The sequence below is a fragment of the Streptomyces sp. NPDC102274 genome (genome assembly GCF_044766385.1).
GTDB lineage: Bacteria > Actinomycetota > Actinomycetes > Streptomycetales > Streptomycetaceae > Streptomyces.
Window position 1 is genome coordinate 491208 of sequence record NZ_JBIWLW010000001.1, and the last position, 26959, is coordinate 518166.

Annotated in this window: 20 protein-coding genes and 1 pseudogene; 8 read left to right on the top strand and 13 right to left on the bottom strand. The window is 70.3% G+C overall.

The genetic code is table 11. The features are described 5' to 3' along the window. Nucleotides 1–50: 50 nt before the first annotated feature. The 6 genes and pseudogenes from ACIRQP_RS02240 to ACIRQP_RS02265 all read right to left on the bottom strand — a co-directional run. Nucleotides 51–1430: pseudogene (locus tag ACIRQP_RS02240) on the bottom strand (alpha-amylase family protein); the annotation flags it as partial. Nucleotides 1431–1611: 181 nt separating this feature from the next. Next, entirely contained in the window at nucleotides 1612–2763 is a 1152-nt protein-coding gene (locus ACIRQP_RS02245) for a LacI family DNA-binding transcriptional regulator (RefSeq protein ID WP_403881992.1), read from the bottom strand. Next, nucleotides 2748–4430, bottom strand: a complete 1683-nt coding sequence (locus ACIRQP_RS02250; protein WP_403881995.1) for a glycoside hydrolase family 13 protein — start codon at nucleotides 4428–4430, stop codon at nucleotides 2748–2750. The genes ACIRQP_RS02245 and ACIRQP_RS02250 overlap by 16 nt, the downstream gene beginning before the upstream one ends. A 102-nt stretch (nucleotides 4431–4532) precedes the next feature. Continuing rightward, a complete protein-coding gene (locus ACIRQP_RS02255; protein WP_403881998.1) occupies nucleotides 4533–5402 on the bottom strand; it encodes a sugar ABC transporter permease in 870 nt (289 codons plus the stop codon). Beyond that, nucleotides 5396–6424 carry a carbohydrate ABC transporter permease gene (locus ACIRQP_RS02260; protein ID WP_403882001.1) on the bottom strand — a complete coding sequence of 343 codons (1029 nt, stop codon included), beginning with the start codon at nucleotides 6422–6424 and terminating at the stop codon, nucleotides 5396–5398. The genes ACIRQP_RS02255 and ACIRQP_RS02260 overlap by 7 nt, the downstream gene beginning before the upstream one ends. Before the next feature lie 30 nt (nucleotides 6425–6454). Then, nucleotides 6455–7729: an extracellular solute-binding protein gene (locus ACIRQP_RS02265; protein ID WP_403882003.1), complete on the bottom strand. Its 1275-nt coding sequence runs from the start codon at nucleotides 7727–7729 to the stop codon at nucleotides 6455–6457. Nucleotides 7730–8078: 349 nt separating this feature from the next. On the opposite strand from ACIRQP_RS02265, the gene ACIRQP_RS02270 reads away from it, so the two are divergent. After that, on the top strand, nucleotides 8079–9134 hold the full coding sequence (locus ACIRQP_RS02270; RefSeq protein WP_403882006.1) for a LacI family DNA-binding transcriptional regulator: 1056 nt from the start codon (nucleotides 8079–8081) through the stop codon (nucleotides 9132–9134). A 74-nt stretch (nucleotides 9135–9208) separates the two neighbouring features. After that, nucleotides 9209–10126 carry a phosphatase PAP2 family protein gene (locus ACIRQP_RS02275; protein WP_403882009.1) on the top strand — a complete coding sequence of 306 codons (918 nt, stop codon included), beginning with the start codon at nucleotides 9209–9211 and terminating at the stop codon, nucleotides 10124–10126. Between the two features lie 97 nt (nucleotides 10127–10223). Here ACIRQP_RS02275 and ACIRQP_RS02280 read toward each other — a convergent pair whose 3' ends face one another. The 3 genes from ACIRQP_RS02280 to ACIRQP_RS02290 form a co-directional block, all read right to left on the bottom strand. Beyond that, nucleotides 10224–13238, bottom strand: coding sequence for a bifunctional [glutamine synthetase] adenylyltransferase/[glutamine synthetase]-adenylyl-L-tyrosine phosphorylase (locus ACIRQP_RS02280; RefSeq protein WP_403882011.1), 3015 nt, complete (start codon nucleotides 13236–13238; stop codon nucleotides 10224–10226). 367 nt (nucleotides 13239–13605) lie between these two features. Next, on the bottom strand, nucleotides 13606–14967 hold the full coding sequence (glnA, locus tag ACIRQP_RS02285; RefSeq protein WP_403882014.1) for a type I glutamate--ammonia ligase: 1362 nt from the start codon (nucleotides 14965–14967) through the stop codon (nucleotides 13606–13608). A 240-nt stretch (nucleotides 14968–15207) separates the two neighbouring features. Beyond that, nucleotides 15208–15807 (bottom strand): MarR family winged helix-turn-helix transcriptional regulator, encoded by a 600-nt coding sequence (locus ACIRQP_RS02290; RefSeq protein ID WP_403882017.1) that lies wholly within the window; start codon nucleotides 15805–15807, stop codon nucleotides 15208–15210. 113 nt (nucleotides 15808–15920) lie between these two features. Here ACIRQP_RS02290 and ACIRQP_RS02295 point away from each other — a divergent pair, with 113 nt between their 5' ends. The 5 genes from ACIRQP_RS02295 to ACIRQP_RS02315 all read left to right on the top strand — a co-directional run bounded on the left by ACIRQP_RS02295 (nucleotide 15921) and on the right by ACIRQP_RS02315 (nucleotide 20500). Beyond that, on the top strand, nucleotides 15921–16349 hold the full coding sequence (locus tag ACIRQP_RS02295; protein WP_403882020.1) for a hypothetical protein: 429 nt from the start codon (nucleotides 15921–15923) through the stop codon (nucleotides 16347–16349). 118 nt (nucleotides 16350–16467) lie between these two features. Then, nucleotides 16468–17115 carry a DUF3105 domain-containing protein gene (locus ACIRQP_RS02300; RefSeq protein ID WP_403882023.1) on the top strand — a complete coding sequence of 216 codons (648 nt, stop codon included), beginning with the start codon at nucleotides 16468–16470 and terminating at the stop codon, nucleotides 17113–17115. A gap of 86 nt (nucleotides 17116–17201) precedes the next feature. Next, nucleotides 17202–17870, top strand: coding sequence for a DUF305 domain-containing protein (locus ACIRQP_RS02305; RefSeq protein ID WP_403882150.1), 669 nt, complete (start codon nucleotides 17202–17204; stop codon nucleotides 17868–17870). Nucleotides 17871–18097: 227 nt separating this feature from the next. After that, nucleotides 18098–18517: a CBS domain-containing protein gene (locus tag ACIRQP_RS02310; protein ID WP_403882026.1), complete on the top strand. Its 420-nt coding sequence runs from the start codon at nucleotides 18098–18100 to the stop codon at nucleotides 18515–18517. A gap of 225 nt (nucleotides 18518–18742) precedes the next feature. Further along, nucleotides 18743–20500 (top strand): NAD+ synthase, encoded by a 1758-nt coding sequence (locus ACIRQP_RS02315; protein ID WP_403882029.1) that lies wholly within the window; start codon nucleotides 18743–18745, stop codon nucleotides 20498–20500. Between the two features lie 100 nt (nucleotides 20501–20600). Here ACIRQP_RS02315 and ACIRQP_RS02320 read toward each other — a convergent pair whose 3' ends face one another. The 4 genes from ACIRQP_RS02320 to ACIRQP_RS02335 all read right to left on the bottom strand — a co-directional run bounded on the left by ACIRQP_RS02320 (nucleotide 20601) and on the right by ACIRQP_RS02335 (nucleotide 25709). Further along, nucleotides 20601–21827: an MFS transporter gene (locus tag ACIRQP_RS02320; RefSeq protein WP_403882032.1), complete on the bottom strand. Its 1227-nt coding sequence runs from the start codon at nucleotides 21825–21827 to the stop codon at nucleotides 20601–20603. A gap of 229 nt (nucleotides 21828–22056) precedes the next feature. Beyond that, the gene (locus ACIRQP_RS02325; protein ID WP_403882035.1) at nucleotides 22057–23085 is read right to left on the bottom strand and encodes an endonuclease/exonuclease/phosphatase family protein; all 1029 of its coding nucleotides are present in this window, start codon (nucleotides 23083–23085) and stop codon (nucleotides 22057–22059) included. A 284-nt stretch (nucleotides 23086–23369) separates the two neighbouring features. Continuing rightward, nucleotides 23370–23978 carry a TetR/AcrR family transcriptional regulator gene (locus ACIRQP_RS02330; RefSeq protein ID WP_403882038.1) on the bottom strand — a complete coding sequence of 203 codons (609 nt, stop codon included), beginning with the start codon at nucleotides 23976–23978 and terminating at the stop codon, nucleotides 23370–23372. Nucleotides 23979–24086: 108 nt separating this feature from the next. Then, on the bottom strand, nucleotides 24087–25709 hold the full coding sequence (locus ACIRQP_RS02335) for an MFS transporter (protein WP_403882041.1): 1623 nt from the start codon (nucleotides 25707–25709) through the stop codon (nucleotides 24087–24089). A 157-nt stretch (nucleotides 25710–25866) separates the two neighbouring features. Between ACIRQP_RS02335 and panB the strand changes: the two genes are divergently transcribed. Beyond that, complete coding sequence (gene panB, locus ACIRQP_RS02340) at nucleotides 25867–26748, top strand: 3-methyl-2-oxobutanoate hydroxymethyltransferase (RefSeq protein WP_403882044.1); 882 nt, start codon at nucleotides 25867–25869, stop codon at nucleotides 26746–26748. The last annotated feature ends 211 nt before the right edge of the window (nucleotides 26749–26959 follow it).

Consider the following 26959-nt stretch of genomic DNA (forward strand, 5'->3'; position numbering starts at 1 on the left):
CCGGTGGGTCAGCCGCTCAGCGCTGACCGGCGGTCAGCGGTCAGCGGTCAGCAGCTACGGGCACCGGTGTGCAGCGCGACCGCGGTGTTCGAGCCGAGCGTCGCGGTGAACTGTCCAGAGCCGTTCACCGTCACCGTCCTGCCGTTCTGCACATCGCAGTACGTGCCGCCCGGCAGCGACGTCTGGAAGGTACGGGTGAGCGAGGAGCCCTCGTGGTTGATGGCCACATAGCCCGCCGAGCCCCGGCCGAAGGCGATCTGGTCACCGCCGTTGTCCCACCAGTTGGTGACGGCCTGGCCGCGCGTGGTGTTGCGGAAGGCGACCATCGACGAGATCTCGCGCCAGGCGTGCTGGCACTTCCAGCCGTTGCTGTAGCAGGCGTTGACCGTGCCGCCGTTGGGCGGACCGGCGTCCTTGTCGCTCCACTCGTAGCCGGAGTGCACATCGGGCGAGCCGTACGACCAGGCCAGCATGAAGACATTGGCGAGTGTGTAGTTCGCGCCGTCCTTGTAGCTGAGGGTGTCGCCGCCGCGCTCGGTGTCGTGGTTGTCGACGAAGACGGCGGACTTGCCGGACTCCATATAGCCCCAGCCCTCGCCGTAGTTCTTCAGATAGGCGAGGTTCTCGTTGTTGAAGACCCGCTTCAGGTCGCGGGCGTACCGGAACTCCTGGACGTCGCCGTTGCCGAGGTACTCGCTCGGCGAGACGGCCTCGCCCGCGCCGTGGATGACCTCCTGCTTCCAGTAGACGCCCGGATTGCTCAGCCTGCTCTTGATGTTGGCGAGGTCACCGGCCGGCATGTGCTTGGCGGCGTCGATCCGGAAGCCGTCGACGCCGAGCGAGAGCAGGTCGTTGAGATACGCCGCGATCCGGCCGCGTACGTACTCCTCGCCGGTGTCCAGATCGGCGAGCCCGACCAGTTCGCAGTTCTGTACGTTGCCGCGGTCACCGTAGTTGCTGATCTGCGACCGGCAGTCGTCCAGGTCGGCGCCCGAGTAGATGCCGGGGTAGTTGTACTTGGTGTACGAGGAGCCGCCGGTGCCGGTGCCGTCACCGGCCGCCATGTGGTTGATGACGGAGTCGGCGACGACCTTGACGCCCGCCGCGTGACAGGTGTTCACCATGTTCGAGAAGGCGGCGCGGTCACCGAGCCGCCCGGCGATCCGGTAGCTGACGGGCTGGTACGAGGTCCACCACTGGCCGCCCTGGATGTGCTCCTGGGGCGGCGAGACCTGTACGTAGCCGTAGCCGGCCGGGCCGAGAGTGTCCGTGCACGCCGTGGCTATGGAGTCGAAGCGCCACTCGAACAGTACGGCGGTGACGTCCTTGCCACCGGGCGGCGCCGCCTGGGCGGTCCCGGCGGGGGCCGCGAGCGCGGCCGCGGCGCCGGCCACGAGGGCGAGCGCGGCGGCGAGAGTTCTGCGAGCCATTCGGTTCCTCCAACAACACTGGTGGGGGGAGGTGCGGGTGACGGTGGTGCCATTGGTGCGGGTGGTGCGGCTCTCGGTGACGCCTGGGACGCCAGTGGTGCCTGCGGTACCTGCGGTGCCTGCGGTGCCTGCGGTGCCTGCGGTGCCTGCGGTGCGGAACGGGTCGGCGGCGCGGAACGGGTCAGTGGTGCCGCGGCACGCGCGCCCCGGCCGTGGAGCCGCGTACCACCAGCTCGGGCTGGAAGACGTACTCGGTGCGCTGCATGGGCCTGCCCGCCATCTCCTCCAGCAGCGCGGCGACGGCCGCAGCCGCCATCGCCCGTACCGGCTGTCTGACCGTGGTCAGCGGAGGGTCGGTGAAGGCGATCAGCTGCGAGTCGTCGTACCCCACGACCGAGACGTCGTACGGCACTCCGAGCCCCCGCTCCCTGGCCGCCCGCACCACGCCGAGCGCCATCAGATCGCTGGCGCAGACGATGCCGGTGCAGCCGAGTCCGAGCAGCGTGCCCGCCGCGACCTGCCCGCCCTCGACGCCGAACAGCGTGGAGCACACCAGCTCCTCGGCCTCGCCCCAGGCCAGCCCCAGCAGCCCGACCGACGCGTCGAGGAAGCCCTCGCGCTTGCGCCGGGACGGTACGTACCGCTGCGGTCCTGTCGCGAGCCCGATCCTGCGGTGTCCCAGCTCGGCGAGGTGGCCGACGGCCATCCGTACGGCCGCGTGGTCGTCCGCCGAGACGAAGGGCGCGCTGACGCGCTCGTTGTAGCCGTTGATCAGTACGTACGGCACACCGCGCGCGGCGAGCGCGGCGTAGCGCGCCGGGTCGGCCGAGGTGTCGGCGTGCAGCCCGGAGAGGAAGACGATGCCGCCGACGCCCCGCTCGACGAGCTGTTCGACCAGCTCGTCCTCGGTGGCGCCGCCGGGCAGCTGGGTGCAGAGCACCGGGGTGTGGCCGTGCCCGGCCAGGACCTGTTCGACGGCCTGGGCGAAGGCCGGGAAGACCGGGTTGGTGAGTTCGGGGGTCACCAGCCCGATCAGCCCGGCGCCGCGCTGCTTCGGGCCGCGCCCGGAGCGCTCCTCCCGCCCGGAGCGCTCCGGGCGCTCGTCCCGCCCGCGCCGCCCGCGCCGCTCGTCCCGCCCGCGCCCGAGGGTGCCGAGCGCCGCGAGCACCCGCTGACGCGTCGTGTCCGCGACGCCCGGCCTGCCGTTCAGGACCCGGCTGACGGTCGCCTCACTCACCGACGCCCGGCCCGCTATGTCAGCGAGCCTCGGCGTACCGGCGAGTCCGGGTCCGTCGCCACCCGGCGGCAGGAGGTCGTTCACACCGTCCACCACACGGTGGTGTCGGCGGGCAGTTCGGCCTCCGTGCCGTCCACGGCCACCGGGCCGCTGGCCACCAGCACCCGGCCGTGCGCGGGGATCCGTACCGCCGTGTCCGTGGTGTTGACCGTGCAGACGAATCCGGGCCTGGCGAAGGCCAGGACGCCTTCGGGCGCGTCCAGCCACTCCACCGAGTCGCCCGCGCCCAGCCCCGGGTGTTCCTTGCGCGCGGCCAGCGCCGCCCGGTACAGCTCCAGGGTGGAGCCGGGGTCGCCGGTCTGCGCCTCGACGCTGAGCGCGCCCCAGCCCTCCGGCTGCGGCAGCCAGCTGCCCCCGCCGCCGAAGCCGTACGAACCGCCCTCGCGCGTCCAGGGGATGGGCACGCGGCAGCCGTCGCGGAAGCCGTCCTGGCCGTCCGCGCGGAAGTACGACGGGTCCTGTCTGGCCTCGTCGGGCAGGTCGGTGACATCGGGGAGCCCGAGTTCCTCGCCCTGGTAGACATAGGCGGAGCCGGGCAGGGCCAGCATCAGCAGGGTCGCCGCGCGCGCCCGGCGCAGTCCGAGCGTACGGTCGCCGGCCTCGCGGGTCTGGGTGGCGCCGCCGGGCGGGCTCGCGAAGCGGGTGGCGTGCCGGGTGACATCGTGGTTGGAGAGCACCCAGGTGGCGGGGGCGCCGACGGGGCGCATCGCGGCGAGCGAGACATCGATGACCTCGCGCAGCGCGGCGCCCACCCATGAGGTGCTCAGATACTGGAAGTTGAACGCCTGGTGCAGCTCGTCGGGGCGTACGTAGTTCGCGGTGCGCTCGACGGTCGGGGTCCATGCCTCGGCGACGGCGATCCGGTCGCCGGGGTACTCGTCGAGGATCCTGCGCCACTGCCGGTAGATCTCGTGCACACCGTCCTGGTCGAAGAACGGTGTGCCGCCGTCGGCGCTGCCGAGCAGCCTGAGCTGGCCCGCGCCGCCGATGTCGGGCAGGCCCTCGGCCTTGACCAGACCGTGGGCGACATCGACGCGGAAGCCGTCGACGCCCATGTCCAGCCAGAAGCGCAGGATCGAGCGGAACTCGTCGGCGACGGCGGGGTGGTCCCAGTTGAAGTCGGGCTGCTCGGGGGCGAACAGATGCAGATACCAGTCGCCGGGGGTGCCGTCCGGGTCGGTGGTCCTGGTCCAGGCGGGGCCGCCGAAGATGGACTCCCAGTCGTTGGGCGGGAGTTCGCCGTTCGCGCCCTTTCCGGGGCGGAAGTGGTAGCGCTCGCGCAGTGCGGATCCCGGTCCCTCGCGCAGGGCGCGCTTGAACCACTCGTGCGCGTCGGAGGAGTGGTTGGGGACGAGATCGACGATGACGCGCAGATTCAGCTCGTGGGCGTCACGGATCAGCGCGTCGGCGTCCAGCAGGGTGCCGAACATCGGGTCGATGGCCCGGTAGTCGGCGACGTCGTAGCCCGCGTCGGCCTGTGGGGACGCGTAGAAGGGGCTGAGCCAGACGGCATCGACGCCCAGGTCCCTGAGGTACGGCAGCCGGCGGCGTACCCCGTCGAGATCGCCCATTCCGTCGCCGTTGCCGTCGGCGAAACTGCGTGGATAGACCTGGTAGATCACCGCGTCCCGCCACCAGCCGTGGCGGTGGCCCGGGGCGTCGTCGGACGTGCCGGTCAGAGGGGCAGCGAGGTGCTGGGTCATGTCGTCCCTGTGGTGTCTGGGGGTGGGGAGCGGCGCGCGGCCCGGTAGGTCCCGCGCGCCGCCGTCGTCGTCGTACGGACTCGGTGGTGAGGGCAAGGCCGTTCAGCCCTTGACGGCACCGGCTGACATGCCGGTGACGAGATGGCGCTGAGCGAAGAGGAAGACCAGCGCGGCGGGGATGGCGATGAGGACGGACGCGGCGGTCATCGGGCCCCACTGGGCGCTGTACTGGTTGACGAACTTCTGGAGACCGCCCGCGAGCGTGAGGTTCTCGTCGCCGACCATGAAGGCGGAGGCGTAGGCCACTTCGCCCCAGGCGGTGATGAACGAGTAGAACGCGGTCACCGCGAGCCCCGGCTTGGCGAGCGGCAGGATCAGCCGGTAGAAGGTGCCGAACGGGGTCAGCCCGTCCACCATCCCGGACTCGTCGATCTCCCGGGGGATGGTGTCGAAGAAACCCTTCATCATCCAGGCGCAGAACGGTACGGCGATGGTGAGATACGTGATTACCAGACCGGCCGACCGATTGAGCAGCCCGAGGCCCGCCATGATGTTGTAGATCGGCACGATCAGGACGGCGACCGGGAACATCTGGGTGACCAGCAGCGTCCACATCAGTCCGCGTTTACCGGGGAAACGGAAGCGGCTGACGGCGTAGCCGGTGGTGGCGGCGACGAACACGCCGAGCAGGGTGGTGAGCCCGGCGATGAGCAGCGAGTTGCCGAACCAGGTGAGGAACGGGGTGTCCCGCAGCAGGTTGGTGTAGTTCTCGAACGTGGTCTCTTTGAAGAAGTCCGTGGTCGTGGCGTAGCTCGCGGGCTTGAGCGAGGTCAGGAAGACCCACAGCACCGGGAAGACGGCGATCACGGACGCGACGATCAGGGTCGCGTGCAGCGCGACCGAGGCCAGCGGTGAACGGCGGCCGCGGCGCCGGACGTTCACGGTCGGTTCAGGGGCGGCGGTGGTCACCACGTATCTCCCTGCTTACGGAGGACGCGCCGGTAAACGGCGGCGAAGAGCATCAGGAGGACAAGGATCAGGACACCCCAGGTGGAGGACTGCGCGAAGTCGCGGGGGCTGATCTCGAAGGAGAACTTGTACGCCTGCGTGACCAGGATCTGGGTGGCCTCACCGGGTCCGCCGCGGGTCAGCAGGAAGATCACCGGGAACATGTTGAAGGTCCAGATGGTGGAGAGCAGGATCACGGTGGTACTGACCGAGCGCAGCCCCGGCAGGGTGATGTGGCAAAACCGCTGCCAGGCGTTGGCGCCGTCCATCTCGGCCGCCTCGTACATCTCCCCCGGGATGGACTGGAGTCCGCCGAGGAGGGCGACCATCATGAAGGGCACGCCGAGCCAGATGTTCACGGCGATGACCGAGAACTTCGCCCACGTCGGGTCGTTGAGCCAGGGCACGGCGTCGATGCCGCCGCCCGCGAGCAGTTTGTTGAGGAAGCCGCGGTCCTCGTTGTAGAGGAAGCGCCAGGCGAAGACGGAGACGAAGCCGGGGACGGCCCAGGGCAGGATCAGCAGCATCCGGTAGAAGGAGCGGCCGGCGATCCGGCGGTTGAGGATGTTGGCGAGGCCGAGACCGAGCGCGAAGGTGACGCCGACGCAGGAGACCGTCCACACCAGGGTCCAGCCGAGGGTGCCGAGGAACTGATCGCCCGTCAGTGCGGCGGCGTAGTTGTCGAGCCCGACGAACTCGTAGGTGGCGGGCAGGTGGTTGACGCCGATGTTGCGCTCGACATTGCGTTCGTTGGCGTCGGTGAGCGACAAAAAGACACCCCGGACCAGCGGATATCCGATGATCACGCCGATCACGGCCACCACCGGGGCGACCATGGCCCAGGCGTACCAGTGGGTCGAGACACCGCGCCGGAGTCTCGTCGACACCCCGGGTCCGCCGGGTGCCTTGCCAGTGCCGCGGCCGCGGCCGCGGGCGAGGTCATCGCCCGCGGCCGACGCCACCGACTGGCTGGTGTGGACAGCCATCAGCCGGCCCGCCTTCCTTCCCGTTACCTGTTACTTCCAGCCCTTGAGCAGCTTGCGGTAGGCGTCGCCGGTGTCCTCGGCGCCCTTGGCGGGGGCGCTCTGGCCGGTGAGGACCTTGGTGTACTCGGTCACCAGCGGCGCGAAGAGGCTGCCGGTCTCCGGGATCCAGGGCCGCTCGACGGCCTTGTCCACGACGGGCTTGAAGAAGCCGACGATCTCGTTGTCCGCGACGCCCGGCCGGGCGTAGACGGATGTACGGGTCGGAAGCAGGCTCAGCTCCTGGGCGACCTTGGCCTGGCTCTCGGCGGAGGTCATGTACTCGGTGAACGCGTAGGAGGCGTCCAGGTTCTTGGAGCCCGCGTAGACGGCGAGGTTGTGGCCGCCCTGCGGGGAGCCCTGCGCGACGGAGCCGGCCGGTACGGGGGCGATGCCCAGGTTGGCCTTGTCCTTGAACTGCGCGCCGCCGTAGGTGTCGGCGACTGCCCACGGGCCGTTGATGATCATCGCGACATCGCCGTCCTTGAAGGCCGCCTGCATGTTCTCCCAGCCGTCGGTGGCGTCGGTCTTGGCGGCGCCGGAGTCGACCAGGTCCTTGACGACGGTCAGGGCCTTGACACCGGCCGGGTTGTCGACCGTGACGGTCTTGTTCTTCGCGTCGACCAGGTTGCCGCCCTCGCCGTAGAGGAAGGAGAGGAACCAGTAGGCGTCGTCGCCGCGCAGATAGAGGCCGGTCTTGCCGGTCCTGTCCTTGATCTTCTGGGAAACGGTCTTCAACTCGTCGACGGTCCTGGGGACTTCGACGCCCGCGTCCTTGAAGATCTTCTTGTTGTAGAAGATGCCCATGGAGTCGATGACCTGCGGCGCGGCATAGGTCTTGCCGTTGTACTTCGTGGAGGCGGCGGCCTGCGCGAGGAAGTCCTTCTCGTTCTTGAGCGCCGGGGTGCCGTCCAGTGGGGCGAGATAGCCGAGATCGGCGAACTCGGGGGTCCAGGCGACCTCGGAGCGGATCACGTCGGGCGCCCCGGAGCCGGACTGCGCGGCGTTCTTGAACTTGTTCTGGGCATCGCCGAAGGGCACGTTGACATAGGTGACATCGACCTTCGGGTGCTTCTTCTCGAAGCCCTCGGCGAGCTGCTTGAAGACCTTGTCCTCGCTGCCCACGGTCGAGGTGTCCCACCAGGTGACGGTTCCCGAGAGCTCGCCGCCCGAGCTCTTGCCGCTGCCTGAATCGCCGTCACTGCCGCAGGCGGTCGCCGCGAGGGCCAGGGTCGCGGCCAGGGCGGTGGCCGTTATGCCACGTCGCATCCGAACTCCTTCAACTGCCGTACCGCTCCGTCGCGGCGCCGGGTCGGACGTGAACGTAACAGCCTTGCAAGAAGCCCGAAAGACCTTGCGGAATATTTCTGCAAGGGTGGTCGATCGTTACCGGTGCGTGTCCTGTCGAACGCGACCCAACCCCTTGACGGGAACGCACAAGCGCTGGCAGGGGCGGACCATGCAGGTCAGTGCCGGTCTCGGACGGTCCCGGACGGTTCGCGGACCTCCTGCAGCGATGCGACGGGAAGACTTCGCAAGATCTTGCAAGGGCTTGCCGCGCCCGCCCGGCCCGGTACACGGTGGGCAATCCGACATACGCCCGGTACAGTCCATTGACATGACCGCACGGCTTGCCGATATCGCAACTCAGGCGGGGGTCAGCGAAGCGACGGTCAGCCGCGTACTGAACGGCAAACCCGGGGTTGCCGCGACCACCCGCGAGTCCGTACTCGCCGCGCTCGACGTCCTCGGCTACGAACGTCCCGTACGGCTGCGCCGGCGCAGCGCCGGGCTGGTCGGACTGATCACCCCCGAGCTGGAGAACCCGATCTTCCCGGCCCTGGCGCAGGTCATCGGCCAGGCCCTGACCCGGCAGGGCTACACACCGGTGCTGGCGACCCAGACCCCCGGCGGCTCCACCGAGGACGAGCTGACGGAGATGCTCGTCGAACGGGATGTCTCCGGCATCATCTTCGTCTCCGGGCTGCACGCCGACACCTCCGCCGATATGCGGCGCTACGAGAAGCTGCGCGCCCAGGGCGTGCCGTTCGTCCTCGTGGACGGTTTCTCACCGAAGGTCCAGGCGCCCTTCATCTCGCCCGACGACCGGGCGGCGATGCGGCTCGCGGTGACCCATCTCGTCTCGCTGGGCCACCAGCGGATCGGGCTCGCCGTCGGCCCCCGGCGCTTCGTGCCGGTCCTCCGTAAGATCGAGGGTTTCCGCGCCACGGTCCAGGAGTTGCTGGGGCTCTCCTCCGAGCAGGCGGACGAACTGATCCAGCAGTCGCTGTTCACTCTGGAGGGCGGCCAGGCGGCGGCCTCCGCGCTGATCGAACGCGGTTGTACGGCGGTGGTGTGCGCGAGCGACATGATGGCCCTCGGCGCGATCAGGGCGGCGCGGCGGCTCGGTCTCGACGTACCCCGGGACCTGTCGGTCGTCGGTTTCGACGACTCGCCCCTCATAGCCTTCACCGATCCGCCGTTGACGACGATCCGCAAGCCGGTGCCCTCGATGGGCCAGGCAGCGGTCCGTACGCTCCTGGAGGAGATCGGCGGTACGCCCGCCCCGCACAGCGAATTCGTCTTCATGCCGGAGCTGGTGGTACGCGGTTCAACCGCCTCCGGCCCTGCCCCCGGACCCCAGGGAAGGTCAGGGTCGCGGAGTCGTCCGTAGGGTGTAGCGAATGCGGCCCGAACCCGTCCAGGGGATGATCGGTCGGGAACGGGAATCTGGCAGACTCTCTCGCTATGGGTGAACCGACCGTGAAGACACAGGAAGGCCTGCGCGGCCGTACCGCGACCCCGTCACCCATCCCTGAAATGGAGGCGGTCGCGGACCCGAGCAAGGCGGCGGCTGCACCGGAGACCGCCGAAGACAGCACATGGCTCCGGCGCCGCAGAGCCCCCCGCCGTCCGCGCATCTGGTTCGAAATCCTGCTGATCGCGGTGAGTTACTGGACGTACTCCCTGATCCGCAACGCGGTCCCGGAGCAGAAGGCCAAGGCGCTGCGGAACGCGGACTGGCTCTGGGACGCGGAGAAGACCCTTGGCATCGCGGTCGAGCAGACCATCAACCACGCGATGAATTCGGTGACGTGGCTGATCATCGGCATGAACTACTACTACGCGACGCTGCACTTCATCGTCACGATCGCGGTGCTCGTCTGGCTCTTCCGCCGACATCCGGGCCGGTACGCCGCCGCCCGGTTGGTGCTCTTCGCCACCACGGCGGTCGCGTTGCTCGGTTACTACCTGTATCCGCTGGCACCACCGCGGCTGATGAACGGGCAGCACTTCATCGACACGGTACTGCGCCACGAGACCTGGGGCTCGATGGCCTCCGGCGACCTCAAGCACATGTCGAACCAGTACGCCGCGATGCCGTCGATGCATATCGGCTGGTCGCTGTGGTGCGGGCTGACCATCTTCGCGCTCGCCTCGGCGCCCTGGGCGAAGATACTCGGTCTGCTCTATCCGGCGGTCACGCTGCTGGTGATCGTCTCCACCGCGAACCACTTCTGGCTGGACGCGGTGGGCGGCATGCTCTGCCTCGTGTTCGGCATCGCGGTCTCGTACGCCTGGTACGGCTCGCCGCCGTACCGGCTGCCCCGCCATGTCGACGACGACCGGCCACGAGAACAACGCCGCCACCCACGGCCCGCCTGAGGCTGTACGAGGCGGGCCGACGGGGTCCCGCGGGCCGACGTTGTCCCAGGGGCGTACAGGTTCAGGTCGACGTACAGGCTCAGGTCGGCGTACGGGCTCAGGTCGCCGCCCCGTAGAACAGCTCCTCCATCACCGCCCGCGCCCTGCGCGTCGTTCGGCGGTAGTCGTCCAGCATGTCGCCCACGTGTCCCGGCCCGTACCCCAGATAGCGGCCCATCGCGCCCAGCTCGCGCCCGTCCGACGGGAAAGTGTCGCCCGGCCTGCCCCTGACGAGCATCACGCCGTTACGGACCCGGGTCGCGAGCACCCACGCCTCGTCCAGGATCTGCGCGTCCTCCGTCGAGAGCAGTGCCGCCGCGCGGGCCGCCGCCAGGGCTTCCCGGGTGCGGGTGGTGCGCAGGCCCGGTTCCGCCCAGCCGTGCCGCATCTGGAGCAGCTGGACCGTCCATTCGACATCGGAGAGCCCGCCCCGGCCCAGCTTGGTGTGGAGGGTCGGATCGGCGCCGCGCGGCAGCCGTTCCGTCTCCATACGCGCCTTGAGCCTGCGAATCTCCCGTACCGCGTCCTCTCCCAGGCCCTCCGCCGGGTACCGCAACGGATCGACCAGCTCGATGAAGCGGCGGCCGAGATCGGTGTCCCCCGCCATCGGCTCCGCGCGCAGCAGCGCCTGGCTCTCCCACACCAGCGCCCAGCGCCGGTAGTACGCCGCGTAGGAGGCGAGCGTACGGACCACCGGACCGCTCTTGCCCTCCGGCCGCAGATCCGCGTCGATCAGCAGCGGCGGGTCGGAGGTGGGGACCTGGAGCAGCCGCCGCATCTCGGCGACCACCTCGTTCGCGGCACGCGCCGCCTCGTGCTCACCGACGCCCTCGCGCGGTTCATGGACGAAGAGCACATCCGCGTCGGAGCCGTAACTCAGCTCATGGCCGCCGAACCGCCCCATGCCGATGACCGCGAAGCGGGTGGGCAGCGTGTCGCCCCACTGCTCGCGTACGACGGCGCGCAGGGCGCCCGCGAGGGTCGCCGCGTTCAGATCGGTGACCGCGTTGCCCACCCGGTCCACCAGCGCCCCCGGGTCCTCCACGGCGGGGCTGTCCTCCGTACCGTACGAGCCGATGATGTCCGCCGCGGTCGTACGGAACAGCTCCCGCCTGCGCATCCCACGGGCCGTCGCGACCGCGCCCTCCGCGGTCTCCGCGCGCCCGACCGCCGCCAGGACCTCCTGCTCCAGCGGGTCACGGCCGCGCGGAGCGAGCCCCTGGGGGTCGCCGAGGATGGCCACCGCCTCGGGCGCCCGAAGCAGTAGATCGGGGGCGAGCCGGCCGGCCGAGAGCACCCGCGCGAGATTCTCCGCGGCGGCCCCTTCGTCGCGCAGCAGCCGCAGATACCAGGGGGTCTTGCCGAGCGCGTCCGACACCTTGCGGAAGCCGAGCAGCCCGGCATCGGGATCGGCGGAGTCCGCGAACCAGCCGAGCAGCACCGGCAGCAGCGTCCGCTGGATCGCCGCCTTGCGGCTCACGCCGGACGACAGCGCCTCCAGATGCCGCAGCGCGGCGGCCGGGTCGGCGTAACCGAGCGCTTCGAGCCGCTGCCGGGCAGCCCGCGGACTGAGCCGGATCTCGCCGGGCGCGAGCTGGGCGACCGCGTCCAGCAGCGGCCGGTAGAACAGCTTCTCGTGCAGCCGCCGTACGACCGCGGTGTGCCGCCTCCAGGTCCGGTTCAGCTCGGCGACGGGATCGCCGCGCAGTCCGAGCGAGCGGCCGAGGCGGCGCAGATCGTTCTCGTCATCGGGCACCAGATGGGTACGGCGCAGCCGGTAGAGCTGGATGCGGTGCTCCATGGAGCGCAGGAAGCGGTACGCCTCGTCCAGCTGCGCCGCGTCCGCCCGGCCCACATAGCCGCCCGCCGCCAGCGCGGCCAGCGCTTCGAGGGTCGAGCCGCTGTGCAGCGAGGCGTCACTGCGGCCGTGGACGAGCTGGAGGAGCTGTACGGCGAACTCGACGTCCCGCAGCCCGCCGGGACCGAGCTTCAGCTCGCGGTCCACCTGGCCCAGGGGGATGTTGTCGACGACCCGGCGGCGCATCTTCTGCACCTCGGAGACGAAGTGATCGCGCTCGGCGGCCTGCCAGACCAGCGGGGACACCGCCTCGATGTACTGGGCGCCGAGCATCGGGTCGCCCGCCACGGCGCGTGCCTTCAGCAGCGCCTGGAACTCCCAGGTCTTGGCCCAGCGCTGGTAGTAGGCGCGATGGCTGCTCAGCGTCCGTACGAGCGGCCCGTTGCGGCCCTCGGGGCGCAGATTCGCGTCGACCGGCCAGATGGAGCCCTCGATGTTCGACTCGGAGCAGATCCGCATCATGTGGGACGCCAGCCGGGTCGCCGCCTGGACGGCCTTGCCCTCGTCGATGCCCTCGGCCGCGCCGCCCACCCCGTCGGCCGGCTCGCAGACGAAGATCACGTCCACGTCCGAGACATAGTTCAGCTCATGGCCACCGCACTTGCCCATCGCGATCACCGCGAGCCGGCACAGCGCGGCGTCCCCGGGCGCGGCCGCCTTGGCGATCGCGAGGGCGGCGCGCAGGGTCGCGGTCGCCAGATCGGCCAGTTCGGCGGCGGTCTGGGCGAAGTCCGCCGTCCCGCAGACGTCCCTGGCGGCAATGGCCAGCAGACAGCGGCGGTAGGCGACCCGCAGCGAGACCGGGTCGGTCGCCTCCGCGAGACCGCGCTCGAACTCCTCCACGCCGGGATGCAGATCGGCCAGCTCGTAGGTGACCAGCACCTGCCAGTCCCCGGGGTGTCTGGCCAGATGGTCCCCGAGCGCCTCCGACGAGCCGAGCACCCCGAGCAGCCGGTCCCGCAGCGGCTTCGCCGTCACCACGGTGTCGAGCAGCACCGGCAGCTCGTCGGGCCGCTGCGCCTCCGCCAGCCTGACGAGCCCGTGCAGCGCGAGATCGGGGTCCGCGGTGGCGCCGAGCGCGTCGAGGAGTATCGGATCGGACCGTACGAGTGACATCGCGGTGGCGTCCAGCAGCCGCTCGGCGGCGGAGGGATCGGTGAAGCCGTGCCGCAGCAGGCGGGTGAAAGTACTGCTCCTGCGTCCCGGCAGCGCCATATTCGCCGTCTCCTGTCCACGACCCCGTCCGACAAGCTCAGGAATCGAGACTAGTACCCCTCCCGGCAACGTTCGCCCCGTCGCGGCGGCCGGCACGTGCGCTCGCGGCGTTGGCCAAAAGCCCAGGTAGCTCCGCTACCAGGACATCCGGCCGCCTCGCGATCACACGCACCGGCCACCGCTCCTCGACGGGCAAACCTTGCCGGTCGCGGCACCAGTACGGCCGATCTTCGCGGGCCCGCGACGCCCGGTCCCGGGTCGCGGCGGCGACCGATGAGTTCCGGACAGGGCCCGAGCCCTGTCCGGACAAAGCTCCGGGCCGGCGGTACGAAGCCCCGCCGGCCCGGATCGGATCACGCCTACAGCACTACAGCACCGGCAGGTTCTTCTTCAGCTCGAAGGCCGTCACCTCGGAGCGGTACTCCTCCCACTCCTGCTTCTTGTTGCGCAGGAAGAAGTCGAAGACATGCTCGCCGAGCGTCTCCGCGACCAGCTCGCTGCGCTCCATCAGGGCGATCGCCTCGCCCAGGTTCTGCGGCAGCGGCTCGATGCCCATCGCGCGGCGCTCCGCGTCCGAGAGGGCCCATACATCGTCGTCGGCGCCCGCCGGGAGTTCGTAGCCCCCCTCGATGCCCTTGAGACCCGCGGCGAGCAGCACCGCGTAGGTCAGATAGGGGTTGGCTCCCGAGTCGATGGAGCGGACCTCGACCCGCGCCGAGCCGGTCTTGCCCGGCTTGTACATCGGGACGCGGATCAGCGCGGAGCGGTTGTTGTGCCCCCAGCAGATGTACGAGGGGGCCTCGCCGCCCGAGCCCGCGGTGCGGGTGGAGCCGCCCCAGATGCGCTTGTACGAGTTGACCCACTGGTTGGTGACGGCCGAGATCTCCGCCGCGTGCTTCAGCAGCCCGGCGATGAAGGAGCGGCCGACCTTCGAGAGCTGGTACTCGGCGCCCGACTCGTAGAAGGCGTTGCGGTCCCCCTCGAAGAGGGAGAGATGGGTGTGCATCCCCGAGCCCGGGTATTCGGAGAACGGCTTCGGCATGAACGTCGCCTGGACGCCCTGCTCCAGCGCGACCTGCTTCATGACCAGGCGGAACGTCATGATGTTGTCGGCGGTGGAGAGCGCGTCCGCGTACCGCAGATCGATCTCCTGCTGGCCGGGGGCGCCCTCGTGGTGGCTGAACTCCACGGAGATGCCCATGGATTCGAGCATCGTGATCGCCTGGCGCCGGAAGTCCATGCCGACGTTCTGCGGGGTGTGGTCGAAGTAGCCGGAGCTGTCGGCGGGCGTGGGGCGCGTGCCGTCGACCGGCTTGTCCTTCAGCAGGAAGAACTCGATCTCGGGGTGGGTGTAGAAGGTGAAGCCCAGGTCCGAGGTCCTGGCGAGGATCCTCTTGAGGACATAGCGCGGGTCCGCGAAGGACGGCGAACCGTCGGGCATCAGGATGTCGCAGAACATCCGTGCCGTACCGGGGGCCTCAGCGCGCCAAGGCAGTATCTGGAACGTGCCCGGGTCGGGCTTGGCGATCATGTCGGACTCGTACACCCGGGCGAAGCCCTCGATCGCCGAGCCGTCGAAGCCCATGCCCTCGTCGAAGGCCTGCTCCAGCTCGGCGGGCGCGACCGCGACCGACTTCAGGAAGCCGAGCACGTCGGTGAACCATAGGCGCACGAAGCGGATGTCGCGCTCTTCGAGCGTACGGAGCACGAATTCCTGCTGCTTATCCATATTAGCCGTCCTACCCATCCTTGCTGGTCAGGCCACCTGCTCCCATGCCGCGGGGCACGCCGGGCACCCGAGCATCCCACCACACGATTTCCGGCGCGTTGCGAACCCCCGTCCAACGCTTCGCGTCGTGCGTGTGTACGGTCCCGCCGCCCATAGTGCCTGTTCGTCCGATGCCCATGAAACAGGCGGACGCAATCCATTGTGCGGGAGATCGGTGCGGAAGATCGACTTTGGCGCCTGTCAGCCACCACTGTGCCGGACGGTGGTGTCCGACCAGCCCAGGGGGTACGTCTCCATGTCCTCGCCCGGGACCGCCGGCACCCCGCCCGCCTCGGTGAACGCGGTGAGCGCGCCGACCAGCGCCGTGCGCTGCTCGGGGGTCAGCCGCTCGACGATCGCCGAGATCTCGCGGTGGCGTACGGCGGTGACCCGGTCGACGAGCGTGCGGCCCTCCGGGGTCAGCCGCAGCATCGTCTCGCGGCGGTTGCACGGATTGCTCTGCCGGGTCGCCAGGCCCGCGACGATCAGCCGGTCGAGCATCCGCATGGCGGTCGACGGATTCACCCCGAGCCGCTCGGCGATATCGACCAGTTTGGCGTCGCCGTGGGCGGCGAGGACCGCGAGGAGCCGGAACTGCGGCAGGGTGACCGCCTCCGCGACGGTCGCGAGGGACCGCGCCGACACCTTCACCAGGAGCCGGGAGGCGGTCAGTACGGCGTGCGTCACCGCGTCGACATCGGCCGGGCCCCGCGGCTCCCGCGCGTGCGACTCCGGGTGCGGCTCCGGGTGCGGCTCCGGGTGCGGGCGCGGCTGTCGATGCGGCTGCGGATCGTCGACCATGCCTCTTTGTACCCCGGTGGCGTCCGGTTCGTACCGTCCGGGGGCCCGGAGGAGAACCGGAAACCGGCTCCTCACTGCTGCCGGCGGGGGTATACGCACTACGATCTGCGCCCATGGGGGGATCGCGGCCCGGCCACATACGCGTCACGCGTCCCGCGGCACTGCTGAGTGCCGTGGCGACGCTGTTCGCCGCGCTCTTCATCTGTCTGGGTCCCGACCCCGGCGGGACCGGGGTCCACCACTCGGACGGTTCCGCGACGGCGGTGGCGGGCGGCACCGCGTACGGCCCGGCCGCCGGGACCACGGTCCGGGACCGGGCCGAGGCCGAGGCCCGTTACACCTGTCCGTACGACAACGGTGACTGCGGGCTCTTCCCGCGTCAGAGCCCGGCCGTGCTCACCGTCCCGCCGCCGGCCATCCCGCTCGCCGGCGATGTCCAGCCCGCGCACCTCGAACCGCCCTGCCCCACCGGCCAGGTGCCCCGCTCCGGAGCGCTCGCCCGCGCCCCGGATCTCCACGTCCTTCAAGTACTGCGGACGTAGGGCCTGTCTTCCGGATCTCGCCGGGCCAACCCCCGCACCGGGTCCCGAATATCCCGAACCACGTTCCGTGATCACGCAGTTATCCGCGTTCCGCAGTTATCGCAGAAGGACACACATCATGGCTTCCAAGTCCCAGTCCGCCGAGCGCAAGGCCCGAATAGAGGAGATGCGCCGCGTCGAGCGGGCCCGCGAGCGGCGCAGCCGCGTCATCACGATCACGGCGAGCGCCGTCGTGGTGGCCGCCCTCGTCGCCGGTGGCGCCTATCTCCTCAACAAGGAGTCGGACAAGAAGGAGCAGGAACAGGCGGCGGCCGAGGCGCCCATGAAGGACGAGAAGTCCTGGGACGCCAAGAAGCTCGGCCGTAACCATGTCACCGAGGCGGTCTCGTACCCGATGACCCCGCCCGTGGGCGGTGACCACAACCAGGTCTGGATGAACTGCCAGGGGGACGTCTACAAGGAAGCGATCCCGGACGTGAACGCGGTGCACTCGCTGGAGCACGGCGCGGTCTGGGTCACGTACAACGACAAGGCCTCCGACGCCGATGTGAAGGCGCTCGGCGAGAAGGTGGGGAAGACCCCCTACTCGATGATGAGCCCGTTGAAGAACCAGTCGGGCGCCATCATGCTGAGCGCGTGGGGCAAGCAGGTCACGGTGGACAGCGCCACGGACCCGCGCGTGGACCAGTTCTTCACGAAGTACGTGCAGGGCGCGCAGACCCCTGAGCCGGGCGCCGCCTGCACGGGCGGAATGGGCGCGCAGTGACGGCCCAGAGCGCGCCCGACCCGGCGGCCGCGGCCGACGACACGGCTCGTCCGGCGCGCAGGGCGACGCGCACCCAGTGGGCGGCGATCACCGCCGTCGTCCTGGCGCTGGTCTTCGCCGGTACGGCGGCGGTGGCCTCGGCCGGGCGTGACGGCGGCTCGACCGCGCCCCGTACCCCCACGGCGGACTCGGCGGACGCCGGCTTCGCCCGGGACATGGCGGTCCACCACCAGCAGGCGGTGGAGATGTCGTTCATCGTGCGGGACAGCACGGACGACGAGGAGGTGCGCCGGCTGGCGTACGACATCGCCAACACCCAGGCGAACCAGCGCGGGATGCTGCTGGGCTGGCTGGACATGTGGGGGCTGCCGAAGGTCGAGTCGGGCCGCGAGCCCATGGCCTGGATGTCCATGGACAAGACCATGGACCACGGCGACGGCATGGACATGGGCTCGATGGCTCACGGTGACGCGGGTCATCAGGTCCACGACGGCTCGCTGATGCCGGGCATGGCCACGAAGACGGAGCTGGACCAGCTCGGCGCGGCCCGTGGCAAGGCGGCCGAGATCCTCTATCTCCAGCTGATGACCGACCACCACAAGGGCGGGGTCGCCATGGCCCAGGGCTGCGTACAGCTGTGCGCGCCCGGTACGGAGAAGGACCTCGCCGGAGGGATGGTCGCGGCGCAGCAGTCCGAGATGAACCTGATGGCGGACCTGCTCGCGGCGCGCGGCGCGAAGCCGCGTACCGGCTGACGCGCGGGGCCGCCGGCTCCCCAGGGATCCGGCGGCCCCGGCTCAGTCGTGGACCGCGTGGCCCCCGGCTCCGTCGTGCGCGGCCCGGCTCCGTCGTGGACCGCGCGGCCCCGGTCTTCGTCCCCGTCCGGCGTCCCCCGTTCGGGCGCTTGCGGTCGCGTCACCCGAACGGGTGCACGATGATGGATCTGGCTCGGGGTGGACGGCACTCAGGAGGCAGGGAAGCCATGACTACCGCCAAAGACATCATGCACACCGGGGCCCAGTGGATCCCGGCCCACGAGACCCTGGACCGCGCCGCCCAGCTGATGCGTGAGCTGGATGTGGGCGCGCTCCCCATCGCCGACCAGGAGGAGCGGCTGACCGGCATTCTCACGGACCGCGACATCGTGGTCGGGTGTGTGGCGATGGGCCACGACCCGGCACAGACGACGGCCGGTGAGATGGCGCACGGCACCCCTCGCTGGATCGACGCGAACGCCGACGTGGACGAGGTGCTGTACGAGATGCAGAGCAACCAGATACGCCGGCTGCCGGTGATCGAGAAGAAGCGTCTCGTCGGGATGATCAGCGAGGCCGACCTGGCCCAGCATCTCTCCGACGGACAGCTCGCCTCCTGGATGGGGCAGGTCTACGCGCACGGCTGAGCCCCGGCTCGCGCACCGCCCGCGTCGTGCGGGTCGCACGCACCGCCCGCGTCGTGCGGGTCGCACGCACCGCCCGCGTCGTGCGGGTCGCACGCACCGCCCGCGTCGTGCGGGTCGCACGCACCGCCCGCGCCGTGCGGGTCGCACGCACCGCCCGCGCCGAGTGGGCTGCCACACACCCGCACCCCAGGACATCGCGTCAGTCAGACGATTACACTGGGTCCCGTGCCTCAACTACGTCTCGCTCTGAATCAGATCGACTCGACCGTCGGCGATCTCGCCGCGAACGCCGAGGCGATCGTGCACTGGACCCGGCACGCCGCCGAACAGGGAGCGCATGTCGTCGCGTTCCCCGAGATGGTGCTGACCGGCTACCCCGTCGAGGATCTCGCCCTGCGGCCGTCCTTCGTCGAGGCGTCCCGGGCCGCCGTGCGCGCCCTCGCGGTACGGCTCGACGAGGAGGGCTTCGGCGAGTTGCCCGTCGTCGTCGGCTATCTGGACCGCTCCGAGTCGGCCCAGCCGCGCTACGGCCAGCCCGCGGGCGCCCCGCGCAACGCCGCGGCCGTGCTGCACCGGGGCGCGGTCGTCCTCGACTTCGCCAAGCACCATCTGCCCAACTACGGCGTCTTCGACGAGTTCCGGTATTTCGTACCGGGCGACACCATGCCCGTCATCCGGGTCCATGGCATCGATATCGCGCTCGCGATCTGCGAGGACCTCTGGCAGGACGGCGGCCGGGTCCCGGCGGCCCGGTCCGCCGAGGCCGGACTGCTGCTCTCGGTCAACGCCTCGCCGTACGAGCGCGAGAAGGACGACACCCGCCTGGATCTGGTGCGCAAGCGTGCCCAGGAGGCCGGCTGCACCACCGCGTATCTGGCGATGATCGGCGGCCAGGACGAGCTGGTCTTCGACGGTGACTCGATCGTCGTGGACAGGGACGGCGAAGTCGTGGCGCGCGCACCGCAGTTCGCCGAGGGCTGTGTGGTTCTGGACCTCGATCTGCCGGCCGCCTCGCCGGAAGCGCCCATTGGGGTCGTGGACGACGGGCTGCGGATCGACCGGGTCGTCCTCTCCGAGGACCCGCTGCCGGCCTACGAGCCCGAGCTGACCGGCGGCTACGCCGAGCGCCTGGACGACGACGAGGAGGTGTACTCGGCGCTGGTGGTGGGCCTGCGCGCGTACGCCGCGAAGAACGGCTTCCGGTCGGTGCTGATCGGTCTCTCCGGCGGTATCGACTCCGCGCTCGTCGCCGCCATCGCCTGTGACGCGGTCGGCGCGCAGAACGTGTACGGCGTCTCCATGCCGTCGAAGTACTCGTCCGGCCATTCCAGGGACGACGCGGCCGAGTTGGCCCGCCGCACCGGGCTCAACTTCCGTACGCACCCGATCGAGCCGATGTTCGACGCGTACATGGGCGAACTCGGGCTGACCGGGCTCGCGGAGGAGAACCTCCAGTCTCGGCTGCGCGGCACCATGCTGATGGCGCTCTCCAACCAGGAGGGGCACATCGTTCTCGCACCGGGCAACAAGTCCGAGCTGGCCGTGGGCTATTCGACGCTCTACGGCGACTCCGTCGGCGCGTACGGCCCGATCAAGGACGTCTACAAGACCTCCGTCTTCCGGCTCGCCCGCTGGCGCAACCGCGCCGCCGAGGAGCGCGGCCAGACCCCGCCGATCCCGGAGGCCTCGATCTCCAAGCCGCCGAGCGCGGAGCTGCGCCCCGGCCAGGTCGACACGGACTCACTGCCCGACTACGACGTACTGGACCGGATCCTGGAGCTGTACGTCGACCGCGACCAGGGCATGGACGCGATCGTCGCGGCCGGCTTCGACCCCGAACTGGTCGCCAGGACACTGCGGATGGTGGATACGGCGGAGTACAAGCGGCGCCAGTACCCGCCGGGCACCAAGATCTCGGCGAAGGGCTTCGGCAAGGACCGGCGGCTGCCGATCACGAACCGCTGGCGCGAGCACGGGTCGTAGCGGACGCGGACGCGGGTCGGCGGGGGCCAAGAGGGGCCGGCAGCGCCAAGGAGGCCGACGGGCCAGGGGGGACTGGCGGCGCCCAGAGGGCCCTGCGGGCTCAGCCCACCCGTTCCGCCGTCGTCCCGGTCTTCGCCGTGGCCGAGGCGACGACCCGCGATGTCTCCGGCACCCGGCCGCTCCCGTCCCCCCGGTCCAGCAGCCCGGCCGTCACCGCGATCGCCAGGCCGACGACCGCGAGCACCGCGCCGACCAGGGTCGGGGACAGCCAGCCCCAGCCCGCCGCGATCGCCACGCCGCCGAGCCAGGCGCCGCCCGCGTTGGCCAGGTTGAAGGCCGAGTGGTTCGAGGCGGAGGCGATCGTGGGCGCGTGCCTGGCCTTCCGCATGACGAGCATCTGGAGCGGAGTGGTCGTCAGGAACCCCACCGCGCCCAGCACCACGACCGTCACCAGCGCCGCCCACTGGATGTGCGCCGTGAACCGGAAGGCGAGCAGTACGACGGCGAGCGTGCCGAGCGAGGCGTACAGGGTGGGCCGCAGCGCCCGGTCGGTCAGCGGCCCGGCCGCCAGCGCGCCGAGCGTCATACCGATGCCGAAAAGGGCGAGGACCAGTGTGACGGAGGACTCGCCGAAGCCCATCACCTCGGTCGTGATCGAGGCCAGGTACGAGTAGACGGCGAAGACCCCGGCGAAGCCGAAGACGGCGGTCGCGAGGCCGAGCAGCACCTGGCGGTCGCCGAGGGCGCGTATCTCGCGGCCCACGCTCTGATGCGCCTCGATCGGTATGTAGGGCACGAGCCGCGCGAGCGCCACGAGCGCGATCAGACCAATCACGGTCACCACCAGGAAGGTGGCGCGCCAGCCGAGGTTCTGGCCGAGCAGGGTGGCGGCGGGGACGCCGACGATATTGGCGACGGTCAGGCCCAGGAACATGGTGGCGACGGCCCGCGCCTGCCGGCCCTCGCGCACCAGCCGGGCGGCGACGACCGCGCCGACGCCGAAGAACGCGCCGTGCGGCAGCCCGGCGAGGAAGCGGCCCGTCAGCAGCCAGCCGAAGCCGGGGGCGAGCGCCGAGCCGAGGTTGCCGATGACGAAGAGCCCCATGAGCAGGAGCAGCATCCGCTTGCGCGGGATACGGGAGCCGAGGGCGGTGAGCAGCGGGGCGCCCACGACGACACCGATCGCGTAGGCCGAGACCAGATATCCGGCGGTCGGCACGGACGTACCCAGATCGTCCGCGACATTGGGCAGCAGGCCCATCATCACGAACTCTGTCGTCCCGATGCCGAAAGCACTGACGGCCAGGGCGAACAGGGCGAGGGGCATCGAGAGAGACCTTCCGTGGTGAGGTTCAGGGGTTAAGTACCCCCACGGAACAAAGCCTCTCAGGGTTTCTATTCCGGCGGATGAACTCCGGATTGCGCCCAGGTCCCGTCCGGCCGACGAGGCTCCGGTAGGTCCTGCTCCGGCCCGACCGGCCGGTCCGGCTCCGGCCCGCGCGGCTCCGGCCCGCACGGCTCCGGTCTGCGCCGCTCCGGCCCGCGCGGCCTCGCGCTCAGCTCAGCTCCACCCGCGCCGCGATCGGCAGATGGTCGCTGTCCGTCTCGGGAAGGGTCCAGGACGAGGTCGGCTCGACGCCCTTCACCATGATCTGGTCGATCCGCGCCAGCGGGAACGACGTCGGCCAGCTGAAGCCGTACCCGTGCCCGGCCGCGCCCTGGGTCGAACGCATCTGGGAGGTCACGGCGTTGAGCGACCGGTCGTTCATGGTGCCGTTCAGATCGCCGAGCAGGATGACCCGGCTCAGCGACTCGTCGGCGATGGCCTCGCCCAGCGCGTCGGCGCTCTTGTCGCGCTGGTTGGCGGTGAAGCCCGCGTTCAGTTTGACGCGTACGGAGGGGAGATGCGCCACATAGACGGCGACCCGGCCGCCCTCCGGTGTGGTGACGGTGGCGCGCATGGCGCGGACCCAGCCCAGCCTGATGTCGACGGGCTCGGTCCCGGTCATCGGGTACTTGCTCCACAGCCCCACCGTGCCCTGCACCGAGTGGTACTTGTACGTCCCGGCCAGCGCCTCGACATAGGTCTCCACGGCGCTGGCCTTCAGCTCCTCCAGCGCCACGACATCGGCTCCGGACTCCGCCAGCTTGCGCGCGGTGCCCGCCGGATCGGGGTTGTCCGCGTTGACGTTGTGGGTGGCGACCATGAGGTCACCGCCGCCGCCGGACTTGTCGGTGAGGAGTCCGCCGAAGAGATTGACCCAGACCACGGCGGGCAGCACCACGGCGATCAGCGCGGTGGCGGAGCGCCGTACCAGCGCCAGCACGAGGATCAGCGGAACGAACACCCCGAACCAGGGCAGGAATGTCTCGATGAGACTGCCCAAGTTGCCGATCTTGTTGGGGATCTGCGCGTGGGAGATCATCAACAGCGCGACGACCACCGCGAGCAGCGCGAGCACGATCCCGCGCCGCCAGATACCCGGATCGCCCCGCCATCGGTCGAGCAGAGTTCTGACGCGGGAGCCGGAGCGGTGGTCCTCCCCGCCGTCCGTCACCGAATGCGCCGTGTACTCCTGCGTCATATGCGCTGCCCTCACTGCCTTGCCGTGCACGCTCGCCCCCGACCCTAGGCGATGTACGGGCACTTTCTACGCCGTCCGGGGACAGCCGTTCCCGCACGGAGACGAAGAGGGAGGGTCCGGGGGTTCCGATCAAGGACGAAAAGCGGCAGGTGTGACAGATCCCGCACGGCCTGGCCGGGTGTTTCACGTCGCGCGCGCCGACCCGGCGACTCGTATCGCGCGCCGATCCGGTCGCGCCGGTCCGGTACGGAACTCCGCGCGCCCGTCACCGGCGCGCGCGTCCGTCATGTACGTGGGCGCAGCCCCTGGAGCACGGCGCTGATGATCCGGTCGGGGAGGTCCTCCTCCAGCGGCGCGCCGGGCCGGTGCAGGGTGCGCATGAGCATCGGGCCGACCAGCAGTTCGTGCATCAACTCCACGCTCAGGTCGTCCCGTAGCTCACCGGAGGCGACCCCGCGCCGGATCAGGGCCAGCGTCATCTCACGCCGGGGGCCGATGACCGTCCTGTGGTATTCCGCCCAGAGTTTGGGCTGACTCTTCATCTCGACGGCGACGTTGTGCACCAGGGCCGAGGACCGCTGGGCGAGCCCGCGCCGGCGCATCGACTCCAGCACGACCCTGAGATCGTCGAGCGCCGAGATTCCGGGCAGTTCGGGCTCCGGCGGCTCGATCTCCCGCAGGACGTCGAGGAAGATCTCCTCCTTGCCCTGCCAGCGCCGGTAGATGGTCGCCTTGCCGACGCCCGCCGTACGCGCGATGCGTTCGACGGAGAGCGCGCCGAGCGGCACACCGTCCTCCAGCAGGGCCACGACGGCTTCCAGGATCGCCCGCTCGACCGCCTCACTGCGTGGCCTGCCGCGCCGGTGTCCGTTCTCGTGACCCTGCTCCCGCACCTGTCTCCGCCTCTCGCCGCGCCGCGCTTCCGCCGTGCCGATTCTCGTACACGGCGTCTCTTTCCACGGCATCCCGTGCGCGCGTACGCGGCGTACACGGCGTCGCTGTCAGGCGCGGGCGGCCGTCGCCGGTTCGGGCGCCTCCTCGCTCCCCGCGAGCTTCCGCGGCTCCGGGCGGCCCGGCAGGAAGAGCGCGACCACCACGGCGCCGATCAGCGCGACGGCCGCCGAGCCGAGGGCCGTGACATGCATGGCGTCGAGAAACGCGTCGTAGGCCGAGCTGATCAGCGGCCGGCCCGCAGGCCCCATCTTCTCCGCGACGCCGAGGGTCGCCTCGATCGACTCCCCCGCCGCGTCCCGCGCACCGGCCGGGACCGCGCCGAGGTGTCCCTCGATCCCGCCCCGGTAGGTCGCGGAGAGCACCGAGCCGAGTACGGCGATCCCGAGCGCGCCGCCGACCTGACGGAAGGTGTTGTTGATGGCCGAGCCCGAACCGGCCTTCTCCCGGGGCAGCGCCTGCATGACCGCGACGGTCACCGGCGGCATGATGTGCGCCATTCCGGTGCCCTGGACGAAGAAGACCAGGCACAGCACCCAGACCGGGGTGTCCGCGCCGAAGAGGGCGAACGCGGCGAGTCCGGCCGCGACGAGCAGCATGCCGACCGTGCAGACGGCACGGGCGCCGAACCGGTCCACCACCAGCCGGGCGCGCGGCGCGAAGATCATCTGCGCCGCGGCGAGCGGCAGGATCAGCAGTCCGGACTGGAGCGCGCTGTAGCCGCGCACGCTCTGGAGGTAGAAGGCCGAGAAGAAGGTCACGCCCATCAGCGCGAAGAAGACCAGCGCGATGGAGGCGACAGCGGCGGCGAAGGCCGGCTTCCTGAAGTACGAGATGTCGATGGCCGGGTGGCTGCTGCGCTTCTCGTGCCAGACGAAGAGGGCGAGCACGGCCACGCCGCCGAGGAGCGGGGCGAGCACGCTCGCGCCGGTGAAGTCCGCCAGCTCGCCGCCGCGGATGATGCCGTACACCAGCAGGACGAGTCCGACGATGGAGAGCACGACGCCCAGCGGGTCGAGCCGGCCCGGCCTGGGGTCCTTGGAGTCCGGGACCAGCAGCACCATCGCGATCAGCGCGACAACGGCCACCGGGACGTTGACGAGGAAGATGGAGCCCCACCAGAAGTGTTCGAGCAGCAGACCGCCGGTGATCGGGCCGATGGCGATGCCGAGGCCCACGCTGCCCGCCCAGATGCCGATGGCCTTGGGCTGCTCCTCGCGCTCGAAGACATTCATCAGGACGGCGAGGGTTGCGGGCATCACAAAGGCGGCGCCGAAGCCCATCAGGGCGCGGTAGCCGATGAGTTCGGCGGGGGACCCGGACAGGGCGGCGAGCGCCGAGCCGAGTCCGAAGACGGCGATGCCGAAGAGGAGCACCTTCTTGCGGCCGATGCGGTCACCGAGCAGCCCGGAGGTGAAGAGCAGTCCGGCGAAGACGAGCGTGTAGGAGTTGATCGCCCACTCCAGCTCGCTCTGGGTGGCGCCGATGCCGGTGGGCTCGGGGGCGGCGATCGTCTTGACCGCCACGTTCAGGATCGAGTTGTCCAGCACGACGATGAGCAGGCTGAACATCAGGACACCGAGGATGGCCCAGCGGCGGCGGTGGACCGCCTCCGGGACACGGGACTCGGGTATTCGGGGTGCGGCGGCAGCGCCGCCGGACGGTGTGGACATGACGCATACCCTAGAGCATTTTCGATACGAGACCGTCTCGTATTGTAAAGTCTTTACGCGCGGCCCCCACTTCCCGTGACCGGTACCGGGATGCCACCATGGAACCGGTCCGGGGACACCGACAGGGTGCCTCGAGATGACGAAAGGGCCTTTGGCCATGACTGTTCAGACCGAGGCTGCGCAGAAGCCGCCCGCGGGACGCCCGGAAGTCGCCTCCAAGGCGCTGTACGGCGGCAAGAGTTCCCGGCGCGTCACCGTCCATGACATCGCCGCCGCCAAGGAGCGCGGCGAGAAGTGGCCCATGCTCACCGCCTACGACGCGATGACGGCCTCCGTGTTCGACGAGGCCGGTATCCCGGTCATGCTCGTCGGCGACTCGATGGGGAACTGCCATCTGGGGTATGAGACGACCGTGCCCGTCACGCTGGACGAGATGACGATGCTCGCCGCGGCGGTCGTACGGGGCACGAAGCGCGCCCTGATCGTCGGCGACCTGCCGTTCGGCTCGTACCAGGAAGGGCCGGTCCAGGCCCTGCGCAGCGCCACCCGGCTGGTGAAGGACGCGGGTGTGGGCGCGGTCAAGCTGGAGGGCGGCGAGCGCTCGCACACCCAGATCGAGCTGCTGGTACAGGCCGGTATCCCGGTGATGGGGCACATCGGGCTCACCCCGCAGTCCGTCAACACCCTGGGCTACCGGGTGCAGGGCCGCGGCGAGGAGGCCGCGCAGCAGCTGCTCCGCGACGCCAAGGCGGTACAGGACGCGGGGGCGTTCGCGGTCGTGCTCGAACTGGTCCCCGCCGAGCTGGCCGCCGAGGTGACCCGCATCCTGCACATCCCGACCATCGGGATCGGCGCCGGGCCGGAGACGGACGCGCAGGTGCTCGTCTACACCGACATGGTCGGGCTCACCGGAGGGAAGGTGCCGCGCTTCACGAAGCAGTACGCGAACCTCCGGCAGACGCTCGGGGACGCCGCGAGGGAGTTTGCGGACGAGGTCATTGGAGGAACGTTCCCTCAGGAGGAGCACACGTTCCACTAGACGGGGTTCACACCCCACTGGACGGATTCACCCCCGCGACGCGAGGCCTCTCCGCCCCAGAAGGCCCCAGAAGCCACTGCCCGCACGGACGACAGCCCGCCGATCTTCCCCCGTCGGCGGGCTGTCGGCTGTCCGACAGCCTCTCGACGGCGGCTCGACGGCGGCTTGACTGCGGCTTGTCGGCGGCTTGTCGGCGGCTTGTCGGCGGCTT

Excerpts from the sequence above, each read along its gene's own strand:
- ACIRQP_RS02250 (WP_403881995.1), bottom strand. The coding sequence starts at position 4,430 with ATGACCCAGCACCTCGCTGCCCCTCTGACCGGCACGTCCGACGACGCC.
- ACIRQP_RS02260 (WP_403882001.1), bottom strand. The coding sequence starts at position 6,424 with ATGGCTGTCCACACCAGCCAGTCGGTGGCGTCGGCCGCGGGCGATGAC.
- ACIRQP_RS02265 (WP_403882003.1), bottom strand. The coding sequence starts at position 7,729 with ATGCGACGTGGCATAACGGCCACCGCCCTGGCCGCGACCCTGGCCCTC.
- ACIRQP_RS02270 (WP_403882006.1), top strand. The coding sequence starts at position 8,079 with ATGACCGCACGGCTTGCCGATATCGCAACTCAGGCGGGGGTCAGCGAA.
- ACIRQP_RS02275 (WP_403882009.1), top strand. The coding sequence starts at position 9,209 with ATGGGTGAACCGACCGTGAAGACACAGGAAGGCCTGCGCGGCCGTACC.
- ACIRQP_RS02280 (WP_403882011.1), bottom strand. The coding sequence starts at position 13,238 with ATGGCGCTGCCGGGACGCAGGAGCAGTACTTTCACCCGCCTGCTGCGG.
- glnA (WP_403882014.1), bottom strand. The coding sequence starts at position 14,967 with ATGGATAAGCAGCAGGAATTCGTGCTCCGTACGCTCGAAGAGCGCGAC.
- ACIRQP_RS02290 (WP_403882017.1), bottom strand. The coding sequence starts at position 15,807 with ATGGTCGACGATCCGCAGCCGCATCGACAGCCGCGCCCGCACCCGGAG.
- ACIRQP_RS02295 (WP_403882020.1), top strand. The coding sequence starts at position 15,921 with ATGGGGGGATCGCGGCCCGGCCACATACGCGTCACGCGTCCCGCGGCA.
- ACIRQP_RS02300 (WP_403882023.1), top strand. The coding sequence starts at position 16,468 with ATGGCTTCCAAGTCCCAGTCCGCCGAGCGCAAGGCCCGAATAGAGGAG.
- ACIRQP_RS02310 (WP_403882026.1), top strand. The coding sequence starts at position 18,098 with ATGACTACCGCCAAAGACATCATGCACACCGGGGCCCAGTGGATCCCG.
- ACIRQP_RS02320 (WP_403882032.1), bottom strand. The coding sequence starts at position 21,827 with ATGCCCCTCGCCCTGTTCGCCCTGGCCGTCAGTGCTTTCGGCATCGGG.
- ACIRQP_RS02325 (WP_403882035.1), bottom strand. The coding sequence starts at position 23,085 with ATGACGCAGGAGTACACGGCGCATTCGGTGACGGACGGCGGGGAGGAC.
- ACIRQP_RS02335 (WP_403882041.1), bottom strand. The coding sequence starts at position 25,709 with ATGTCCACACCGTCCGGCGGCGCTGCCGCCGCACCCCGAATACCCGAG.
- panB (WP_403882044.1), top strand. The coding sequence starts at position 25,867 with ATGACTGTTCAGACCGAGGCTGCGCAGAAGCCGCCCGCGGGACGCCCG.